The organism is Nonomuraea sp. NPDC051298 (genome assembly GCF_055586305.1).
This window is the reverse complement of sequence record NZ_JBVJIM010000029.1, coordinates 93,572-110,369: the sequence shown is the minus strand read 5'-3', so window position 1 is coordinate 110,369 and position 16,798 is coordinate 93,572. Positions and strand designations below refer to the sequence as shown.

19 protein-coding genes are annotated in these 16,798 nt (G+C 70.2%); 17 read left to right on the top strand and 2 right to left on the bottom strand.

Going from position 1 to position 16,798, the window contains the following annotated elements; all coding sequences use genetic code 11:
- Window positions 1-437 precede the first annotated feature (437 nt).
- The 4 genes from ACZ6S0_RS45640 to ACZ6S0_RS45625 all read left to right on the top strand — a co-directional run bounded on the left by ACZ6S0_RS45640 (window position 438) and on the right by ACZ6S0_RS45625 (window position 4,009).
- Complete coding sequence (locus ACZ6S0_RS45640) at window positions 438-632, top strand: hypothetical protein (RefSeq protein WP_465926002.1); 195 nt, start codon at window positions 438-440, stop codon at window positions 630-632.
- A gap of 144 nt (window positions 633-776) precedes the next feature.
- Window positions 777-1,784, top strand: a complete 1,008-nt coding sequence (locus ACZ6S0_RS45635) for an ABC transporter substrate-binding protein (RefSeq protein ID WP_465926000.1) — start codon at window positions 777-779, stop codon at window positions 1,782-1,784.
- Window positions 1,781-2,818 carry a methyltransferase gene (locus tag ACZ6S0_RS45630; RefSeq protein WP_465925998.1) on the top strand — a complete coding sequence of 346 codons (1,038 nt, stop codon included), beginning with the start codon at window positions 1,781-1,783 and terminating at the stop codon, window positions 2,816-2,818. Before ACZ6S0_RS45635 ends, ACZ6S0_RS45630 begins: the two co-directional genes overlap by 4 nt.
- 294 nt (window positions 2,819-3,112) lie before the next feature.
- Window positions 3,113-4,009: a hypothetical protein gene (locus tag ACZ6S0_RS45625; RefSeq protein WP_465925996.1), complete on the top strand. Its 897-nt coding sequence runs from the start codon at window positions 3,113-3,115 to the stop codon at window positions 4,007-4,009.
- A gap of 139 nt (window positions 4,010-4,148) precedes the next feature.
- On the opposite strand, the gene ACZ6S0_RS45620 is transcribed toward ACZ6S0_RS45625, so the two are convergent.
- Entirely contained in the window at window positions 4,149-5,489 is a 1,341-nt protein-coding gene (locus tag ACZ6S0_RS45620) for a helix-turn-helix domain-containing protein (protein ID WP_465926006.1), read from the bottom strand.
- A gap of 260 nt (window positions 5,490-5,749) precedes the next feature.
- On the opposite strand from ACZ6S0_RS45620, the gene ACZ6S0_RS45615 reads away from it, so the two are divergent.
- From ACZ6S0_RS45615 to ACZ6S0_RS45555, 13 genes are all read left to right on the top strand, one after another.
- A complete protein-coding gene (locus ACZ6S0_RS45615; RefSeq protein ID WP_465925994.1) occupies window positions 5,750-6,199 on the top strand; it encodes a 6-pyruvoyl trahydropterin synthase family protein in 450 nt (149 codons plus the stop codon).
- The gene (locus tag ACZ6S0_RS45610; protein WP_465925991.1) at window positions 6,196-6,918 is read left to right on the top strand and encodes a 7-carboxy-7-deazaguanine synthase QueE; all 723 of its coding nucleotides are present in this window, start codon (window positions 6,196-6,198) and stop codon (window positions 6,916-6,918) included. Before ACZ6S0_RS45615 ends, ACZ6S0_RS45610 begins: the two co-directional genes overlap by 4 nt.
- A gap of 174 nt (window positions 6,919-7,092) precedes the next feature.
- Complete coding sequence (gene folE, locus ACZ6S0_RS45605; RefSeq protein ID WP_465925989.1) at window positions 7,093-7,659, top strand: GTP cyclohydrolase I; 567 nt, start codon at window positions 7,093-7,095, stop codon at window positions 7,657-7,659.
- 59 nt (window positions 7,660-7,718) lie between these two features.
- Window positions 7,719-8,183 (top strand): phosphoribosyltransferase, encoded by a 465-nt coding sequence (locus ACZ6S0_RS45600; RefSeq protein ID WP_465925987.1) that lies wholly within the window; start codon window positions 7,719-7,721, stop codon window positions 8,181-8,183.
- A complete protein-coding gene (locus tag ACZ6S0_RS45595) occupies window positions 8,167-8,994 on the top strand; it encodes a class I SAM-dependent methyltransferase (RefSeq protein ID WP_465925985.1) in 828 nt (275 codons plus the stop codon). The genes ACZ6S0_RS45600 and ACZ6S0_RS45595 overlap by 17 nt, the downstream gene beginning before the upstream one ends.
- Complete coding sequence (locus ACZ6S0_RS45590; protein ID WP_465925983.1) at window positions 8,991-9,701, top strand: dTMP kinase; 711 nt, start codon at window positions 8,991-8,993, stop codon at window positions 9,699-9,701. Before ACZ6S0_RS45595 ends, ACZ6S0_RS45590 begins: the two co-directional genes overlap by 4 nt.
- A 46-nt stretch (window positions 9,702-9,747) precedes the next feature.
- Complete coding sequence (locus tag ACZ6S0_RS45585) at window positions 9,748-10,764, top strand: radical SAM protein (protein ID WP_465925981.1); 1,017 nt, start codon at window positions 9,748-9,750, stop codon at window positions 10,762-10,764.
- Window positions 10,761-11,957 carry a DegT/DnrJ/EryC1/StrS family aminotransferase gene (locus tag ACZ6S0_RS45580; protein WP_465925979.1) on the top strand — a complete coding sequence of 399 codons (1,197 nt, stop codon included), beginning with the start codon at window positions 10,761-10,763 and terminating at the stop codon, window positions 11,955-11,957. Before ACZ6S0_RS45585 ends, ACZ6S0_RS45580 begins: the two co-directional genes overlap by 4 nt.
- A gap of 14 nt (window positions 11,958-11,971) precedes the next feature.
- The gene (locus tag ACZ6S0_RS45575) at window positions 11,972-12,742 is read left to right on the top strand and encodes a dTMP kinase (protein WP_465925977.1); all 771 of its coding nucleotides are present in this window, start codon (window positions 11,972-11,974) and stop codon (window positions 12,740-12,742) included.
- Window positions 12,739-13,596 carry an HAD family hydrolase gene (locus tag ACZ6S0_RS45570; RefSeq protein ID WP_465925975.1) on the top strand — a complete coding sequence of 286 codons (858 nt, stop codon included), beginning with the start codon at window positions 12,739-12,741 and terminating at the stop codon, window positions 13,594-13,596. Before ACZ6S0_RS45575 ends, ACZ6S0_RS45570 begins: the two co-directional genes overlap by 4 nt.
- Before the next feature lie 28 nt (window positions 13,597-13,624).
- On the top strand, window positions 13,625-14,593 hold the full coding sequence (locus ACZ6S0_RS45565; protein WP_465925973.1) for a phosphoribosylaminoimidazolesuccinocarboxamide synthase: 969 nt from the start codon (window positions 13,625-13,627) through the stop codon (window positions 14,591-14,593).
- A 91-nt stretch (window positions 14,594-14,684) separates the two neighbouring features.
- Window positions 14,685-15,386 (top strand): 3'-5' exonuclease, encoded by a 702-nt coding sequence (locus ACZ6S0_RS45560; RefSeq protein WP_465925971.1) that lies wholly within the window; start codon window positions 14,685-14,687, stop codon window positions 15,384-15,386.
- A gap of 18 nt (window positions 15,387-15,404) precedes the next feature.
- Window positions 15,405-16,046, top strand: a complete 642-nt coding sequence (locus ACZ6S0_RS45555) for a mycothiol-dependent nitroreductase Rv2466c family protein (RefSeq protein WP_465925969.1) — start codon at window positions 15,405-15,407, stop codon at window positions 16,044-16,046.
- Window positions 16,047-16,194: 148 nt separating this feature from the next.
- Here the strand turns inward: ACZ6S0_RS45555 and ACZ6S0_RS45550 are convergent, their stop codons facing one another.
- Window positions 16,195-16,743, bottom strand: coding sequence for an NUDIX hydrolase (locus ACZ6S0_RS45550; RefSeq protein ID WP_465925967.1), 549 nt, complete (start codon window positions 16,741-16,743; stop codon window positions 16,195-16,197).
- Between the last annotated feature and the right edge of the window lie 55 nt (window positions 16,744-16,798).

Genomic DNA, 16,798 nt, shown 5'->3' with positions numbered 1-16,798 from the left:
CCCGGGCTCGTCCCCGTCGCCGCATGGCGAACGAGCCCCGACGAGGCGGCCAATGACCTGACGGCGGAGAAGTTCGTCGGCGGCATCGCCATCCCACCCCTGCGCGCGCCCACCCGGACCGGAGCGGCAGCGGCGTGACCGGGACCTTCTGTGGCATGCGCACCTCATGGTGCTCCACCGCCGTGCCACGCCCCCGAGGACCCTGCGGCCAGACCGCCGCCGGGCTCTCGCCGGCCGCGAGGCAGGCAAGCCGCACACCTTCTGCCTGCCTCGCGACCCGCTATCACCCACTCCGTCGCCTGGTCCTATGCCGCGCGACGCCCACTTCCGCAGGCCCGCCCTGCGTGGTGGATCGCGCCCCTCCTCCCCAAGCGAGGGGGAGGCACGGCGACACGATCGGCCGGGGTTTCTCGAAGTCATCCGGAAGGGCAGGCGCGATGGAGGCGATCATCCTGGCTCTCAACGGGCTGGAACGGGAGCTGAGGCAGCGCTACAGGCCATCGCCCTTCTGCGTGATGATGGCCCGTCGCGCAGCCACGCAGAACCGTACAAGCACCTCGGACGGTGTTCGCTACCCGGTGGAACGGCTGGCCGAGGAACGGCCCGAGGCGCCACGACGGCTTCCTGCCTGACGGCGCCGCCCTCACGGCCGGCTGGCGGCGGCCGCGGCCAGTCCGGCTCATCACGGAGTGCGGCCAGCGCTTCAAACGGCTGACGTTCGATTCGTCCCCTCACAGAAATCACAACGCACGCCAATGTTGCATACAGTCATTATAATGGTACTCATTGTAGTAATGCACGGGTGTGGGACCTCCGCATCCCCCACCCGCCAGCAGAACGGCGGCACCGTCACGACCATCAAGGTCGGCTACATGCCCATCCCGGACTGCGTCACCCTCTTCGTGGCCGACAGGCAGGACTACTTCACCGCGGAGGGCCTCCACGTTCAACCAGAGGCTGTCCAAGGAGGCGGAATCGCGCTGCCCAAGCTGGAGAGCGGCGCACTGGACTTCGCAGTCATGAACCATGTGGCGGCCATTCAGAAGGAGGCCGAAGAACCTGGCGTGATCAAGCTCGTCAACGACGCCTACCAGGCAGCCCCGAACACCTTCGTGCTCATGGTCCCCGGCAAGAGCCCCGTGACGAGCGTGAGCCACCTGCGCGACAAGCGTGTCGCCGTCCTCACGCTCAACAGCGTCGGCACCCTCACCCTGGAATCTGCGCTCAAAGTCGCCGGCCTCACCGAGAAGGACGTGCAGGTCATCGAACTGCCGGTGGCCAGCACGATCCAATCTCTGGAGCAGGAAGACATCGACGCGGCATGGATGACCGAACCGTTCATCAGCGCCTACGGCGTCCAGCACTGCGGCCGCAAGCTCGCGGACATGATGACGGGCCAGTCAGCGGACCTCCCCATCGCCGGATGGGCCACCAGCGCCAAGTTCGCGAACGACCACCCGACAGTGGTCGCGGCCTTCCAACGCGCCATGCAGCGAGCCCAGGCCGACGTCGCCGACGACCGGGAGTTGGTCACCTCTCTCCTGCCGACCTACACTGAGATCAAGGAAGCAACCGCCAGCAGCATCCCGATCGGTACCTTTCCGCTCGATCTGGCGCCCAGCAGGATCCAGAGGGTCGCCGACCTCATGCTGGAGTACGGCTACGTCAAGACACCCGTTGACGTCACCAGAATGCTGATCCAGCCGCCGACCATCCCTGCCACACCCGCCATCTCGGTCCTCCCGCCGCCTCCCGCCCAAAGCCGGCAGGGACTCGCCTCATGACCGCGACCGGCCCGTCCACTGGCGTGCACGAACCCCGCAACGACGCGGAGTCAACCCCACTGCCGCAGCGGCCACGCCCCACCATCGTCCCCGCCCATCAACTCGACGAACTCGACATTCTCCCGGCCGACCTGGTCCAGCTCATGATGGACGGCGTGCCGGACTTCATGGCCATGCACGCCGCGGTCGAACTCGGCATCTTCGAGTTCCTCGCCAGCGACGAGCTGACCAGCGACGACCTGGCCAACGCCTGCGGAGCCGACCCTGACGCGATGCGTCGGCTGATGCGCTGGCTGCACAGCCGCGACTTCGTCGCCACCTACGGCGAGCGCTACCAGCTGACCGACCTGGGCCAGGTCCTTACCACCGCCGCCCCGGCGTCCATGCGGCACGCCGTCCTGGTCACCGGATCGACCTACTGGTGGGAGGCAACCGGCGACCTGACGGAAGTGATCCGCCGCGGCCACCCCACATGGGCGGGCCGCAGCCTGTCGCCCTACGAATACCTCGCCCGCAATCCCAAGCAGGGCGCCGAGTTCGACAGGTTCATGGATACCCGCAGCAGCGCCCTCGGCCAGGACCTCGCAGCGGTCGACGGCTTCTCCAAGGCGCGGACGATCGCCGATCTAGGGGGCGGCCTCGGAGGCGTACTCACCGCCATCCTGCAGGCGCATCCGCACCTGCGGGGAATCCTCGCCGACCGCGAGGACGTCCTCGACCGCGCCCGCGACCGCCTGGCCCATCAAGGACTGGCCGACCGGGTCCACCTCGCGCCTGGAGATCTGTTCGACACCGTCCCAGACGGCGCGCAGATCTACCTGCTGTCGTCGGTCTGCCACAACTACTCCGACAAGCAGGTCGCCGCCCCTGTTCACCGTCGTGGCCGACGCGATGGCGCGCGCCGGAGAGGATGCGGAGCTGTGGATCGCCGAAGGCATGCTGCCGAGGCTGCCCGGTGCACGCAGCCGCTGGGCGAGCACCGACATGCGCATGCTCGCGCTGTTCCCCGGCGACGGGGTACGCGTCTCCGATGACTTTCACCGCCTGATCCGGCAGACCGGACTCCGCGTCCGCAAGACCAGCCCGCTGCCATGCGGCCAGACCCTGCTGATCGCACGGCTCCGGGAAAACCCCGGCGGGTGTACTGCGAGCATCCCCTGAGCTCGTCGCACACCCGCCCCACCCCGGTCCCAGCGACAGGAGCGGCCCAGCCGGGGCGAAACCACAGTTGCGAGGCTGCGCCAGGTCTCTCGGCAGCCTCGCAGCTCACACCCGGCAACCGTTCGCTCGCACGCTGAGAAGAGTTAACACCCCCTACGGAGGCTGACATGAAGCTTCGCCTGGACTTGGAAGACCTGCCCGGCGCCATGCTGAGCGCCGTGCAGGACCACTGCGGCGAAGTCGCCGCCGTCACCTACCCGGACGGTCGCCGCGCGGGCCTGGCCGCGCGGCTCTACGCCACCGACGAGGACGTGTTCGTCAAGGGCATCCCGCTGACAGCCGCGACCGCGCTCCGCTACCGACGGGAGCTGGAAGCGGCCAGGCACATGCCCCCTGATGCACCCGTTCCGCGCCTGCTGTGGGAGGAGACCAGGGACAACCACCTGGTCTACGCCTTCCAACTCGTCGACAACGCTCGCCCCGCCGACCTGGGGCCGGAATCGGACGATGTGCCTCTGGTGCTCGCCGCGATGGAGCGGCTGGGCAGCACGCTCTCACCCTGCCGGTATGAGCCGCGGCACGTTTCGGAGTACATCCACAAACTCTCGGGCGCCGCCGTTCGCATGCTCGACCAGGCGCCCGGCGTACTGCACGGGCGGGACCTGTACAAAACCGCGCTGGAGGGGTGGGAGGCTACCGCGCTGGCCGGCGGCGACACGCTCCTGAACTGCCGTCTCAGGGCTGAGCATCTGCTGGTCAAAGGGCGCCAGGTGTACGTGTGCGGGTGGAGGGAAGCCTGCCGCGGCGAGGCATGGATCGAGCCCGCGCTGCTGGCCCCTGAGCTCATCGCCGCGGGCCACAAAGAACCACGGGTGCATGCGATGCTGTCCGCGACGACGTCCCTGCCGGACGCGCCCGCCCACCAGGTCAGCGCCCTGACCGCAGTGTGGACACTCGCCCACCTGCACCAGGCGCACCACGGCGACCTCGATCGGCGCAAGCGAGCGCAACAGCTCGCCGACGCCGGACGCCTTTGGCTGGCCTACCGGCTGGACAAGCTCTGACCGCAAGCCGCTCGAAGCCAGCGCGGCAACCCTTCCAGTGCGGTCCTCACCTCACGAGGCGTCGCGCCGTGCCGCACCGTGGTGCGGGGTGTGCCTGGCGTCGTCGTCACCGCCACCCCGCGCCCCGGCAACTGTCCGCTCACACGCTGAGAAGAGCGTCATGGAACGTCGCAGCGCCGGCATGCCCCGGCCACCGCTGGACAAGGTCGCCGTCCAGTGTGCGCAGCTCACGCCAGATCCGCGCCGAGCCGGTCTGCTGAGCGATCGCGATCGTCTCGAGTCCGAGGCTCGCCGCCTGCGCTGGATCATCCGGGACAAGGGCGACGGCCAGCTTCGCGGTCAGGTGGCCGCGATCGCGCACCAGACGGTCTGGGGTGGCAGCGATCTGCTCCGCCAGGATGGCTGCGGCGGCGCCCGCCTGGCCAGCGGCCCGATAGCAGACGGCGCTCTGCTCGCGCAGGGTGGCCAGATCATAGTGATGCAGGTACACGGGCGCGTCCGGGCGGCGCACGTGCGGATGGTCTTTCAACGTCTCCGCGGCGACGTCCAGCAACGCGAAGGACTCGTCGGTCTGGCCGAGCATCACCATGCCGCGCGCCTGCTGCTGGGCGGCCAGCGCCAGCAGCTTCGGCTCCACCGCGGCTGGGTCGCGGCGGGCGGCCGCCGCGAGCTGGACCACACCTGCGTGATCGCCAGCCAGCGCGGCGATGTTGGACTGGCGAACCAGAGCGTAGGCCGCCATGTCGGTGTCGCCTGCGCAGTGCGCCCACTCCGCGGCCCTGCGCGTCCAGTGGGTGGCCGTCTCCAGCTGGCCCAGGTCCTGGTACAGCCATCCGGCCATCTCGGCGTAGAGGGACAGCACCTGCAGCAGCGGCTCGGCATGCGCCGACCTGGCCCCGCGCCGCAGGTCGTCCAGCACATCGATCTGAGCCAGGACAGGCTTGAGCAGCGAGCGCGGTCCCAGCATCTGGTCAGCCGCGTAGTGCTCTGCCAGCACCCGCCGGAAATAGGCGATCACTTCGGCGTCGACGCGAGCGGGGAAGCCGATCGCGCCCGCCGCACGTTCGATCTGATCGGCGTCCAGTGCTGGTATCGCCGAGGAGAACACGCCGGTGGCGAGCAGTTGGGCGAACTCACGTCTGGAAATGGCCACCGGCACGCTCCCTCCCTGCACCTGAAGGACCAGCATGACCTGATCGCCGCCGGTGACGCCAGCCAGCCCTGCCGTCATCGGCAGGGTCTGTCCAGCATCGGCCACCTGCCGCAGTCCCTCAAGCAGGCCTTTCGTCGCGAACACCGTATCCAGTGCCTCGGCCTGGTGCGCCGGCAGGAGGATCTCGCCGCGTTCGGCCCTGCCCAGCCGGCTGAAGTCGTAGTGGGCGAGCCGGCCCGTCTCGCGCAGCGTCCACCCGGCGCTCGTTCGCAGATGCCGCAAGACCAGCCCCAGCATGCGAGCCGCGCAGACGTGCTGGTCACTCATCTGTTCCACAGCATCCGCTCCATTCCCGCCCGACGGGCTTGTGGCTGCCACAAGGCAGCCACAGCGGCCCTCTGGCGACCCCAACCCCGTCGGGTGACGATGCGTTACAGGAGGCTGATCGGAGCGTAAGACCCGAGGGAGAAGACCGCAGCGGATTGCATCAGACCCTCACCCCACGGCCACAACCCGCGCCCGTAGTACGCGCCGCCTCACATCGTCACCGGCGGCGATACGGCCAGCAGGAGAACGGAGAGAGCACGATGACATCGCCACACCCCGCCCCAGCTCACGCCATTGCGAATCCTGATCCACGCGGCCTGAGCAGCGTCGGTCTGACCATCGCCAAGACCTTCACCTTCGAGGCGGCCCACCGCTTGAGCGGACTGCCGGATGGGCACAAATGCGCCCGCATGCACGGCCACAGCTACCAGGTGACCGTCGAACTCGCCGCCGACGAACTCGTCGGACCGGGATTCGTTACCGACTTCGGCGACCTGGCGCTGTTCGGCACTTACCTCACCGAGCACTTCGACCACCAATACCTGAACGAGGTGTTCGACGCCGAGCCGACCTCCGAGCGGCTGGCCCTCCATCTGGGCAAATGGTTCCTCGACAACGTGCAGCCGACGATCGCCGGGCGGCTGGTCGCCATCACCGTGAGCGAAACCGCGAAGACGTGGGCGCGCTACGCGACCGGAGACGCGCCGTGAGCGCCACAGCGGTGTCCGCTCAGTCCCGTGCCAGGACGCTCCTCATCGCCGAGCACTTCGGCCCGACCCTGCAAGGCGAGGGGCCCAGCATCGGCCAGCCCGCGCTGTTCATCCGGCTGTCCCGCTGCAACCTGTCCTGCACCTGGTGCGACACGCCGTACACGTGGGACTCCACGCGGTTCAACCTTCAGCAGCAAAGCGAGCGTGTCCCCGTCGCCGGCCTGGCCGCGTGGGCGCTGGCCCTCCCCGCGCCCCTGATCGTCGTCACGGGCGGAGAGCCTCTACGGCAGCAACGCCATCTGCCCGCCCTGGTCGAGCCGCTGCTCCAGGCGGGCCGCCGCCTGGAGGTGGAGACCAACGGCACCATTGCCCCTGATCCGGCGCTGCTCTTGGATGGGGTGCGCTTCAACGTCTCTCCCAAGCTCGCCAACGCCGGTGTCCCGGCCGACCGGCGCATCAAGGCCGCCGCTCTGGAGGCGCTGTCGGCCAGCGGGCAGGCCGTGTTCAAGTTCGTCGCCCGCGACGTTGCCGATCTGGACGAGATCGCCGAGCTCGCCGAGCGCTTCACGATGAAGCAGGTGTGGGTGATGCCTGAAGGCAACACTCCGGACCAGGTGCTGATCGGCGCCCAGGCGCTCGCCGAAGCGGTCATCGCCCGCGGCTGGTCGCTGTCCCTGCGCCTGCACGTCCTGCTGTGGGGTGACGAACGTGGCCGATAACCGCTGTGCTGCCCGGCGCAGGCCCGCGGCCGATGGCGAACCACCGCTCCGCCTCTCCTGCCCCAGCCCTCGAAGCAAGGAGGGAACATGACCCACAACGCCGTGCGACCCTCTGATACGGCGTATCCCAGCCGAGCCGTTTCACCACCGAACGCTGACGTGAAAGGCTCGACGGTGGACACGCCCCGCGTGGCCGCGCTCGTCGGCGAACTGCTCATCGCTCTCGGAGAGGACCCCCACCGCGAGGGCCTGCTCGGCACGCCGGCCCGCGTCGCGGCCTGGTGGCGCGACTTCCTGTCGCCGGACCCCTCGGCGACAGCGACGAGCTTCACCGAGACCCACGCCAGTGACCAACTGGTCGTCGTGGGAGGGCTGAACGTGTGGTCGCTGTGTGAGCACCACATGCTGCCCATGCAGCTCAACGCGCACGTCGGCTACCTCGCCAACGGCACCATCCTGGGACTGTCGAAGTTCGGCCGGATCGCGCAACGGTACGCCGGGCGCCTGCAGGTACAGGAACGCTTCACCCGCCAGCTCGCCGACGCCGTGGTCGCAGCCATCCGCAGCGAGGACGTGGCCGTCACCGTGCACGGCGTGCACCTGTGCATGAGCATGCGCGGCGTCCGAATGGAGGCCGCTCGCACGTCCACCGTGCAGGCCGGCGGCCGGTTCACCACCGATACGCGGCTCTCCCAGCAGTTCGCCGCCCTCACCAGCACCGGCCAGTGGGGGACATCGTGACGGCGATCAGCCCCTCAGCGATGACGCCTTCCGGCATCACGCACCTGACGTGGCCTCGCATGGAAGAACTCGTCAGCCGGATCACCGAGCTGATCACAGGTGACGGCGTTCCCCAGACTCTGGTGGCAGTCCTGCGCGGCGGCGCCGTCCCGGCCATCATGCTCTCCCACCAACTCCGGCTGCGAGACGTCCGCGCGGTCGAGGTCACCCACACCGCGGACGACAGCACCAACGCCGCGAAAACCCCGCAGCCCGTGGCCGTCAACCCGGCCTCGCTGGGCGACCTCACCGGCCGGGACGTCCTGATCGTGGACGACGTCGCCGGCACCGGCCACACCCTGGCCGCCGCGGCCCGCCTGGCCGCCGACGCGGGAGCCCGCCGGGTTCGAAGCGCGGTCTGCGTGGTGAACGAGGACAACTGGACCGGCCGCCTCCCCGCTGAGGCTGTCGTCACCTACATCGGCACGATCACCCACGGATGGGTGGTCTTCCCCTGGGAGAGGCACGATGAGCACGAGCACTGATCCGCTTCCCGAGCAGTTCCGCACCCGGCCCGGAACCCCCATGATCGGCCCGTACAGCACCAACCAGATGGACGACTTCTACGCGGCGCTGCACCGCGGAGAAGCCAAGCCGTCAGGGCTGATGAACCTGATGCAGCACCTCATCGTCGCCGAGCGGTGCGCGCCGGGCGCGAAGGTGCTGGACGTGTGCTGCGGCCGCGGGCTCGCGCTGCCGCTGCTGTGCCGGTACACGCCGCAGATCGAACGGTACGTCGGGCTGGACATCAGCCCGAGCAACCTGGACGAGGCCCGCGAAAGGATCGCGTTCCTGCGCCAGACGTACGGAGACCTCTTCCCGGCCGAGCTCATCGAGTGTGACGTGGCCGAGCCCTGGCCGAGCCTGCCCGCCTTCGACGTGGCCGTGTACACCTCGGCGCTGGAGCACCTGCCCTTCGAGCTCGGCGCGGCCAGCCTGCGCAGCACGGCGCAAGCGCTCGCGCCCGGCGGGGTACTGCTGTTGTCCACGCCGCAGGCGTTCGGCCCGCCGCCGCGGCCTCTGCAGTACCGCGTCCACGTCTACGAATGGTCACGCCAGGAGGTGGAGCACGTCGTCGGCGAGGCGGGCCTGGTCATCGAGGACGTGACCGGCCTGCTGCCGGCCGAGCCGGACGTGGTGGCCGGCGAGCTCACCGAACGGTACGGGCAGGGTGCGGCCGACTGGTACCGCGACCTTGCCGAGCGAGCCCCCGCGGCGTTGCTGGACACGGTCTCAGCGGTGTCGGCGCCGACGACGGCGACCGAGCTGCTGTACGTGTGCCGGAGGCCCGCATGAACGCCGCCGCTGCGCCGCGGCGCGAACCCGCCCCCGCCCGGCCACTCTGGGTGGTCATCGAGGGCATCAACGGCGTCGGGAAAACCACCGCGGCCCGAGCGGTCGCCGCCCAGCTCGGCGAGCGGTGCCTGCTCCTGGACGAGATCACCGACCAGGCCGGCGACACCCTGACCGGGCGCGTGATCGCCGCCCTGTCGGCGGAAGACGACGTGTGCCTGCGTACCGGGCACCCCGTCGCCGAGACACTGGCGTTGCTCGCGCTGAAGATCCGCGAGGCCGAACTCCTCGCCGGCCTTCCGACCGTGCCTGACGTGGTCATCGAGGACCGCGGCGTCGACACCGTCGCCGTCTACCAGGCCGCGATCCTCTGCGAGCAGCTACCGCACGCCGACCCCGCGCACGTCGCCCGGCACGTGCTCTCGACGATGTCGCGCTGGCGGCCCCCGCCCGACGCCACCGTCCTGCTCACCGGCGACCGCCGGGCGTGCATCCGGCGCTTCGCCGACCGGATCGGACGGACCCTGGCCTCACGGGACGCGCGCGTGATCGAGCAAGCCGATGCCCTCTACACCGGGCTGGCCGCCGCCGAGCCCGGCCGCTACACCGTGATCGACACTGCCGGGCGGCCCGCCGAGGCCGTCGCCGACGCAGTGCGCGCGCTCGTGGAGGACCTCGTGAAGCAGCGGGAGGCAGGCCGTGCCGCCTGATAAGTTTCCGCCGCCCGATGAGGTTCAGACTCCGGATGCGACCCTGTTGTGGGGTCTGCGCTCGCCCTGCGCGTTCACCTGCCCGCACTGCTACTTCGGCACGATCGAGGAGCACCGGCAGGCACCGCCCACCGAGACCGGCGTCCTGTCGCACCTGTCGCGCACCGACCTGCCGCCCCAGGCGCTCAAGGCGTTCGCGCGGACCCTGGCCGGCTCGCCGATCGAGCGGGTGGTCATCGCCGGCGGCGAGCCGCTGGACTGGCCGCCCACGCTGGAGGTGATCGACCTCATCAAACAGGCCGGCCTTCAAGTCGTGATCGCCACCAACGCCATCCCGCTCACGCGCCCGCCGGTAGTCCAGCGGCTCGTCGCGCTCGGCGTCGACGGCGTTTCGGTTTCCCTGGACAGCGCCGACGCGGCCGTCAACGACCGGCTGCGCCCCTCCCGATCGGGCCGCTTCGGCTTCCACGATGTCCTGTCCGGTATCCGCGCCCTGCTTCAGGCCCGCGGCGACCGGCCCGCGCCGCGGGTCGGAATCTACACCGTGGTGATGCGGGAACGCCCGCACGAGATCACCGCCATGGCCCACCTGGCCGACGAGCTCGGCGTGGACTACTACGTCCCCCAGCCGATCTCCCTGGCACCGGACCACAAGCTGTTCACCGAGCTCACCCACCGCCGCGACGACGTACCCGCCGTGGCCGAGCAGCTCGGCCGTCTCTACGACGAGCCGGGCAGGCTGACGCTCCCGGCCCCCTCCTACGCACGGCGCTTCATCGAGGCGATCTCCACTCAGGACAGCGGGCATGTGCCCAACTGCTTCGGCGGCGCCCGCCTGTTCTTCGCCCAGCCCGACGGCTCCGTCTGGGACTGCCCCTCCGATCGCCGGATCGCCGCTACCCCGCCCGAAGGGCGGCGCACCATCCGCGGCGCCGACGCGCGCACCCTGTTCGCGGACCGGCCCGCGTGCACGAACTGCTCGCTGTTCTCCCGGGACTGCGTGAACATGTGGCCGCTTGCGCTGGACATGCCCAGGCTGCTGAACAAGGGGGCTACCCGATGACACTCCCGGCGATCCCCGGCGATGCACACCTGCTCGCCGATCAGCTCGCCCTCGTGCTCGAGCAGATGCCCGACCCGAGTGGTGGGCCCGCCGTCAGGAACCTGGAGCGCGAGTTGGCCGAGGCGTTCGGCGTCCGGCACGCCGTCGCGGTCGCCTCCGGCACAGCGGCCCTGCACGCCGCGCTGTCGGCCTGCGGCATCGGCCCCGGCGACGAGGTCCTCGTGCCGGCGCTGACCGTCGTCATGACCGTGGCACCCCTGGCCGCTCTCGGAGCGGTGCCCGTGTTCGTCGACAGCGACCCCACCACCCTCGACCTGGACTACGACGACGCTGCCCGCAAGGTCACCCCGCGAACCCAGGCGATCATCCCGGTACACCTGTGGGGCCGGATGGGAGACCCCGCGACCCTGACCGCGTTCGCCTGCGAGCACGGGCTCGCCGTCGTCGAGGACGCCGCACAGGCCGTCGGCACCACACGCGACGGACAGCGCGCCGGCACGACCAGCACCGTCGGCTGCGTCAGCATGAAGGACGGCAAGATCCTCTGGAGCGGCGAGGGCGGCTTCCTGCTCACCACCCGCCGCGACGTCGCAGAGCACGCGGCCGCGTTCCGCAGCCACTGGCAGCCTGCTCCTGCGGGCCAGGCCCCCCACAGCCGCCTGGCCACCAACTCCCGGCTGGCCGCCCCCCTCGCCGCGATCGCCGCGGCCAACCTTCGCCGACTCCCCACCCTGATCGAACTGCGCCGCGCCCAAACCCGCCACCTGCTGCACGCCCTCGCGCACACACCCGGCCTGACCGCCCTGCGCCCGGCAGCGGGCGAGGCGTGGAACGGCTTCGCCGCACTGCTGCACATCGACCTGCCGAACCCGCGGGCGTTCGCCGAACACCTCGCACAGCGGGGAGTGCCGAACTCCACCGGCAGCTTCCGGCTCGTCCCCTGCGACACCCGGCCCATGTTCACCAGCAGCCGCCGACCGTGCCGCGGCGCCGCCGAGATCCTCGATCGCACGCTCGCCGTCATCCTCACCGAACGCGACACCGAGGCCACCCTCGACCGCTACGCCGCCGTCATCGCCCACGAGGCCACCGCATGGCTCACATGCCGCACCAGCACCCCGCAGCCCGCATCGACGAACGCCACCGCAACACCCGGAGCGCCCCTTCCGGCGCCGCCCCGCCCTCACTCCTGAACGGATCCTGCCGCATGACGATCACACCGGTACGCCGTTCCTGCACCCGCGGGCCGCTGATCTCCGTCGACGGCATCACCGGCGTCGGCAAGACATATCTGACCCGCCGCGCCATCGGAGCCCTCGACGACAAGCCGCTGCTCCTCGACGGGTTCTCCCAGCGGGCCGGCGAGCGGCCCGGCCTGGGCGAAGCCCTGCTGCGAGCGCTGCGCGCGGCCAGCGCAGGCGACCCGTTCCTGCGCGGAGGCACCCCACTGGCCGAGACCTGGCTCCTGCTCGCCATCAAGCGACATGACCTGGACACCGTCATCCCCGAGCTGTCGCTCGGGCGTGCCGTCGTCGAAGGACGCGGCGTTGACACCACAGCGGTGTGCCAGGCGCTGCTGCTGCATCCCGGCGACCCGGCCACCGCCCTGGACACGGCAACCGCCCTGCTGGATTTCGCGTCCTCCTACCGGCCCCTACCCGACCTCACGATCCTCATCACCGACGACGCCAACGAGGCCGTGCTGCGCGCACAACGGCGTGACCAGTGCGTCTTCACGGCCGAGCAGGCCACGTTCATGCACCAGGCATGCGACCTCTACGAGCGGCTCGCCGCCACCGACCCGGCACGCTACCGGGTCGTCGACCGGCGCAGCGTGGACGAGCACGACGCGGCCGAGCTGATCCGGGCGTGGATCCACGACGCCGGTACCGCTCCGGGCTGCCTGCGCGAGCCATGGCAGGGCCCGGCGGCCCCCTGCCTGTGCTGCGGCCGCCGCCCAGAAGGGGCACCGGCATGAACGACGGAGCACGCCTCGCACCCTGCCCAGGCGCGGCTGCGGCGAGGTGCCGCGCGCCGACGATCCCCGCGATCCTCGACGGCGTCGACGCCCTGATCCTCGACTTCGACGGAACGCTGGCCGACACCACACCCGGCCACGAGCAGGCGCTACGAGCGGCGCTGCAGCCGCACGGCCTCAACCTCGACCACGGCTGGTATCGCCAGCACGTCGGCCTGTCCATCCACGACCTGCTGGCCGCGCTGCCAGGCGGCCAGTCACTGCCCCACAACGACATCATCCGAGCCAGCCGCACCCACCTGCTGTCCACCCTGCACACCCTCACCCCCATCGCGTGCGTCGTCGCGCTCCTGCGCGCTGCACGCCAGGCCGGGCTGCGCTGCGCCGTCGCCTCAGGCGCCAGCCAGGTCCTCGTCCATCCCGGACTCGACGCCCTGGGCCTGAGGCACGAGTTCGCCGCCGTCATCGCCCGCGAAGACGTCACCCACGGCAAGCCGGCCCCCGACCTGTACCTCGCGGCGGCCCGACGCCTCGGCGTCAGGCCGGACCGCTGCCTGGCCGTCGACGACGCTCCCGACGGAGTCACCTCCGCCCGCGCGGCCGGCATGCAGCACGTGCTCACCGTGGCCGACGGCCACCTGGCCCCCGCCGACGAAGTCGCCGAGACAGCCGCACACCACTTCGCTGCCGACGCCACAGCGCCGATGCAGCGCCAGACACCACGCCAGGCGTCGCGGCGCCGCGCGCCTGGGCCAGCTACCGCCCGCACGACGGCCGCCGCCGCCGCGCACGGCACCACGCCAGACGCCACGGCGGACAACACGTCGCCACGATCAGCAGATTCCGCCCGATGACGGCCCGAGGCCGTCGCACCTGGGGAGCATGATGCCCGTCCTGCACTCGACCAAGAACCTGGAGATCGTCGAACCTCCCACCGCAACGAGGGAAGGGATCGCACGCTTCGCATACCGGGACACCTACACGGTGTTCCATTACGGCGCGATGCCGGACTTGATCCCCGGGAAAGGGGAGGCGATCTGCCGCATGGCCGTCTTCAACTTCACCCTGTTGGAGGCCGTGGGCGTACGCACCCATTTCCGCCGGTTCATCCCCCCGAATCGGATCGAGTTCGACCTCGCCCGCGTCCCCGATCCGGGCAGCGGGCCGCTCACCCCCGGCACGGGAAACTACCTCATTCCCGTGCAGGTCCTCTTCCGCAACGAACTCCCGCAAGGAAGCTCCGTGCACCGCCGGCTCGCAGCCGGCACGCTGACACCGGCCGACGTCGGACTCGACCGCATTCCCGAGGCCGGCGAGAAGCTGGACCGTCCGCTCATCGAACACACCACGATGCTGGAAGAGGTCAACCGGTTCGTGAGCGGGCCCGACGCACAGCACCTGGCCGGTCTGAGCGACGAGCAGTACCAGGCGATGCGCGAAACCACCGTCACCGTCAACGAGGTGCTGACCGAGCACGCGCACAAGCTCGGGCTGAGCCACTGCGACGGCAAGCTCGAGTTCCTGGTGTCGAGCGACGGGCGCATCGTGCTCGCCGACAGCCCCGGCACACCCGACGAAAGCCGCCTGATGCTCGACGGGGTGCACTGCGGCAAGCAGGTCCTGCGGAACTGGTACGTCAACAACGGGCTCGAGGTGCCCACCGGCCGGCTGATCGCCGACGACGTGCCCAGGAGCCAGTGGCCGCAGCCGGCGCCGCTTCCGCCCACGTTCCTGCCGGTGATGTCGGACCTGTACCGGTCCCTGGCCCAGACCTGGACCGGCGAGCGCCGGGGGGACGCGCCGGACCTGCCCGCCGCCACGCGGGCCGTTGCCCGTCTCATCGGCCCATGACGGCACACGACCGCTGGCGCTCAGGCATGCTCATCTCAACGCGCCGGGCGCGGGCCGGCAACAGCATCCGAGCGGCAAGAACGGTGGACACATGGGCGCCCTGACCGACGACCCCGCCTTCGCGGCGACGACGTTCGTCGTCATCGACTTCGAGGCGACAACCCCCACCGGCTACCCGGCCCAGCCCATCGAGGTCGCCGCTCTCGCGCTCCGTTACGAAGCCGGCACCTGGACAACGGTCGGCAAAAGCTCATCCCTCATCCGGCCGCCCGCGTTCGCTCCGGTGACACCCGCCGTCACAGCCCAAACCGGCCTGTCGGCCGAGCAGGTGAGCCAGGCACCCAGCCCGGCCCAGGCGCTCGGCGCGCTGGACCGGCGGTTCGCGGCCGGCAAGCACTACCTGCTGGTGGCTCAGCACGCCGCCACCGAAGCCAACATCATCCACAACCAACGAGAGCACTGCCCGGCGCTGGCCCGCATCGACCTTCTCGACACGATCCCGCTGGCCAAGCACCTCGTCCCAGGCCTGCCCAACCACAAACTCGACACGCTGCTGGCGCACTTCGCCGTCAAGCACCCAGCGGATCGCCACCGGGCCTACGCCGACGTCGACGTCACCGCGCAGGTGTTCATCCGGCTGATCAGCGCCGCAGACGAAGATGCCCAGGTCAGCGACCTCGCGGCACTGGTGAAGATCGCGGGCCGCACCGCCAAGTGCAACATGCCCGCCCAAGGCGGGTTGTTCGACATCCACCCTGCCGACAGACGACGGGACACGCGAGACCCGGTCTGAAGAAAGGACGGCGCTCCCATGACGATCAAGGAACTGCCGGACCGTGACGTGGTCCCGTTCTGGTTCGACCCCATCTGTCCCTGGGCGTGGATCACCTCGCGCTGGCTGCTGGAGGTCGAACAGGTCCGGCCCGTACGCGCCGACTGGAGGATCATGTCGCTGGCCCACCTGAACCTCGTCCAGCGCGAGGGCAAGGGACTCAGCGAGGACTACCGGAACCTGATGACGAAGGCATGGGGCCCGGTCCGCATCTGCGCGGCCGCCGCTGAGCACGCCGGCCGCGGCGTCCTCGGGCCGCTGTACACCGCTATCGGCATCCGGCTGCATCACCAAGGGCGTCGCGACGACCCCACCGCGATCACCGACGCGCTCGCGGACGTGAGCTTGCCTGGTTCACTGGCCGCTGCCGCCACAAGCACGGAATTCGATCAGCTCATCACGGACTCCCACGACGAGGCGTTCACCGAGGTCGGCCTTGATGTCGGGACGCCCGTTCTCCGCATCGCGGGCACGGCCCTGTTCGGCCCCGTGATCAGGCAGACCCCCCGTGGCGAAGCTGCCGGCCGACTCTGGGACGGCCTGGCCCTGGTCGCTGGGACGGACGGCTTCTTCGAGCTCAAACGGAGCCGGGACCGAAGCGTCAAGCCGTGCTTTGAGTGAGCGGGCACCACAGCCCGGCCGACCGGCCGGCTGAGGCCGCGCCGTCGAGGCTTGCGCGTTCGGTTCGACAACGAGCGCGCAAGCCTCAAACGGCGCGCACCGTGACCTGGCGCGCGGCCCGCCAGCCAGAAGCATTCGACGGGCCTGGTCAGCCTGCCGGGGCTGGCACCGCTCGCGCGATCCGGTGGCCGACCAGACGCTCGGCCTCGGCGAGCGGGTACCAGGCGGCACCCGTCACCTCCGACTCCTGCAGGTGTCCCACGTCCGCATCGGTCACGAACGCATACCCGATGTCGAGGTGGTGGTGCTCCGGCTCATTCTTCTCTGGCCGTGCCGGCACCCTGCCGTACTCGATGTAGACGGGGGTCGGCGACGCTGGAAAGACCTTGGCGGCGTCAACACCGGTCTCCTCCGTCAACTCCCGCACTGCCGCGTCGATCAACGACACGTCGCCGGGCTCCAGGTGGCCTCCAGGCTGCAACGGAATCCCGTACGCCCGATGGTCGACAAGCAGGACGTCAGCGCCGCGGACCAGCAGGGCACCGACGGTCACATGCATGGCGAAGTTCCGCCGCGAGGCGAAATCTCCTCCCCGAGACAGCAGGCCCACCGGCTCAGACAGCAGCGCGGCCTCATCCGGGTAGCGCGAGAGGTAAGCGGAAACCGCACGCGAGATGTCCGCGTCACTGATCACCACGGGACACCTCCCCACCAGCCCGAGAGCGGAGTTCTCCGTGACCGACTGCCCGGAT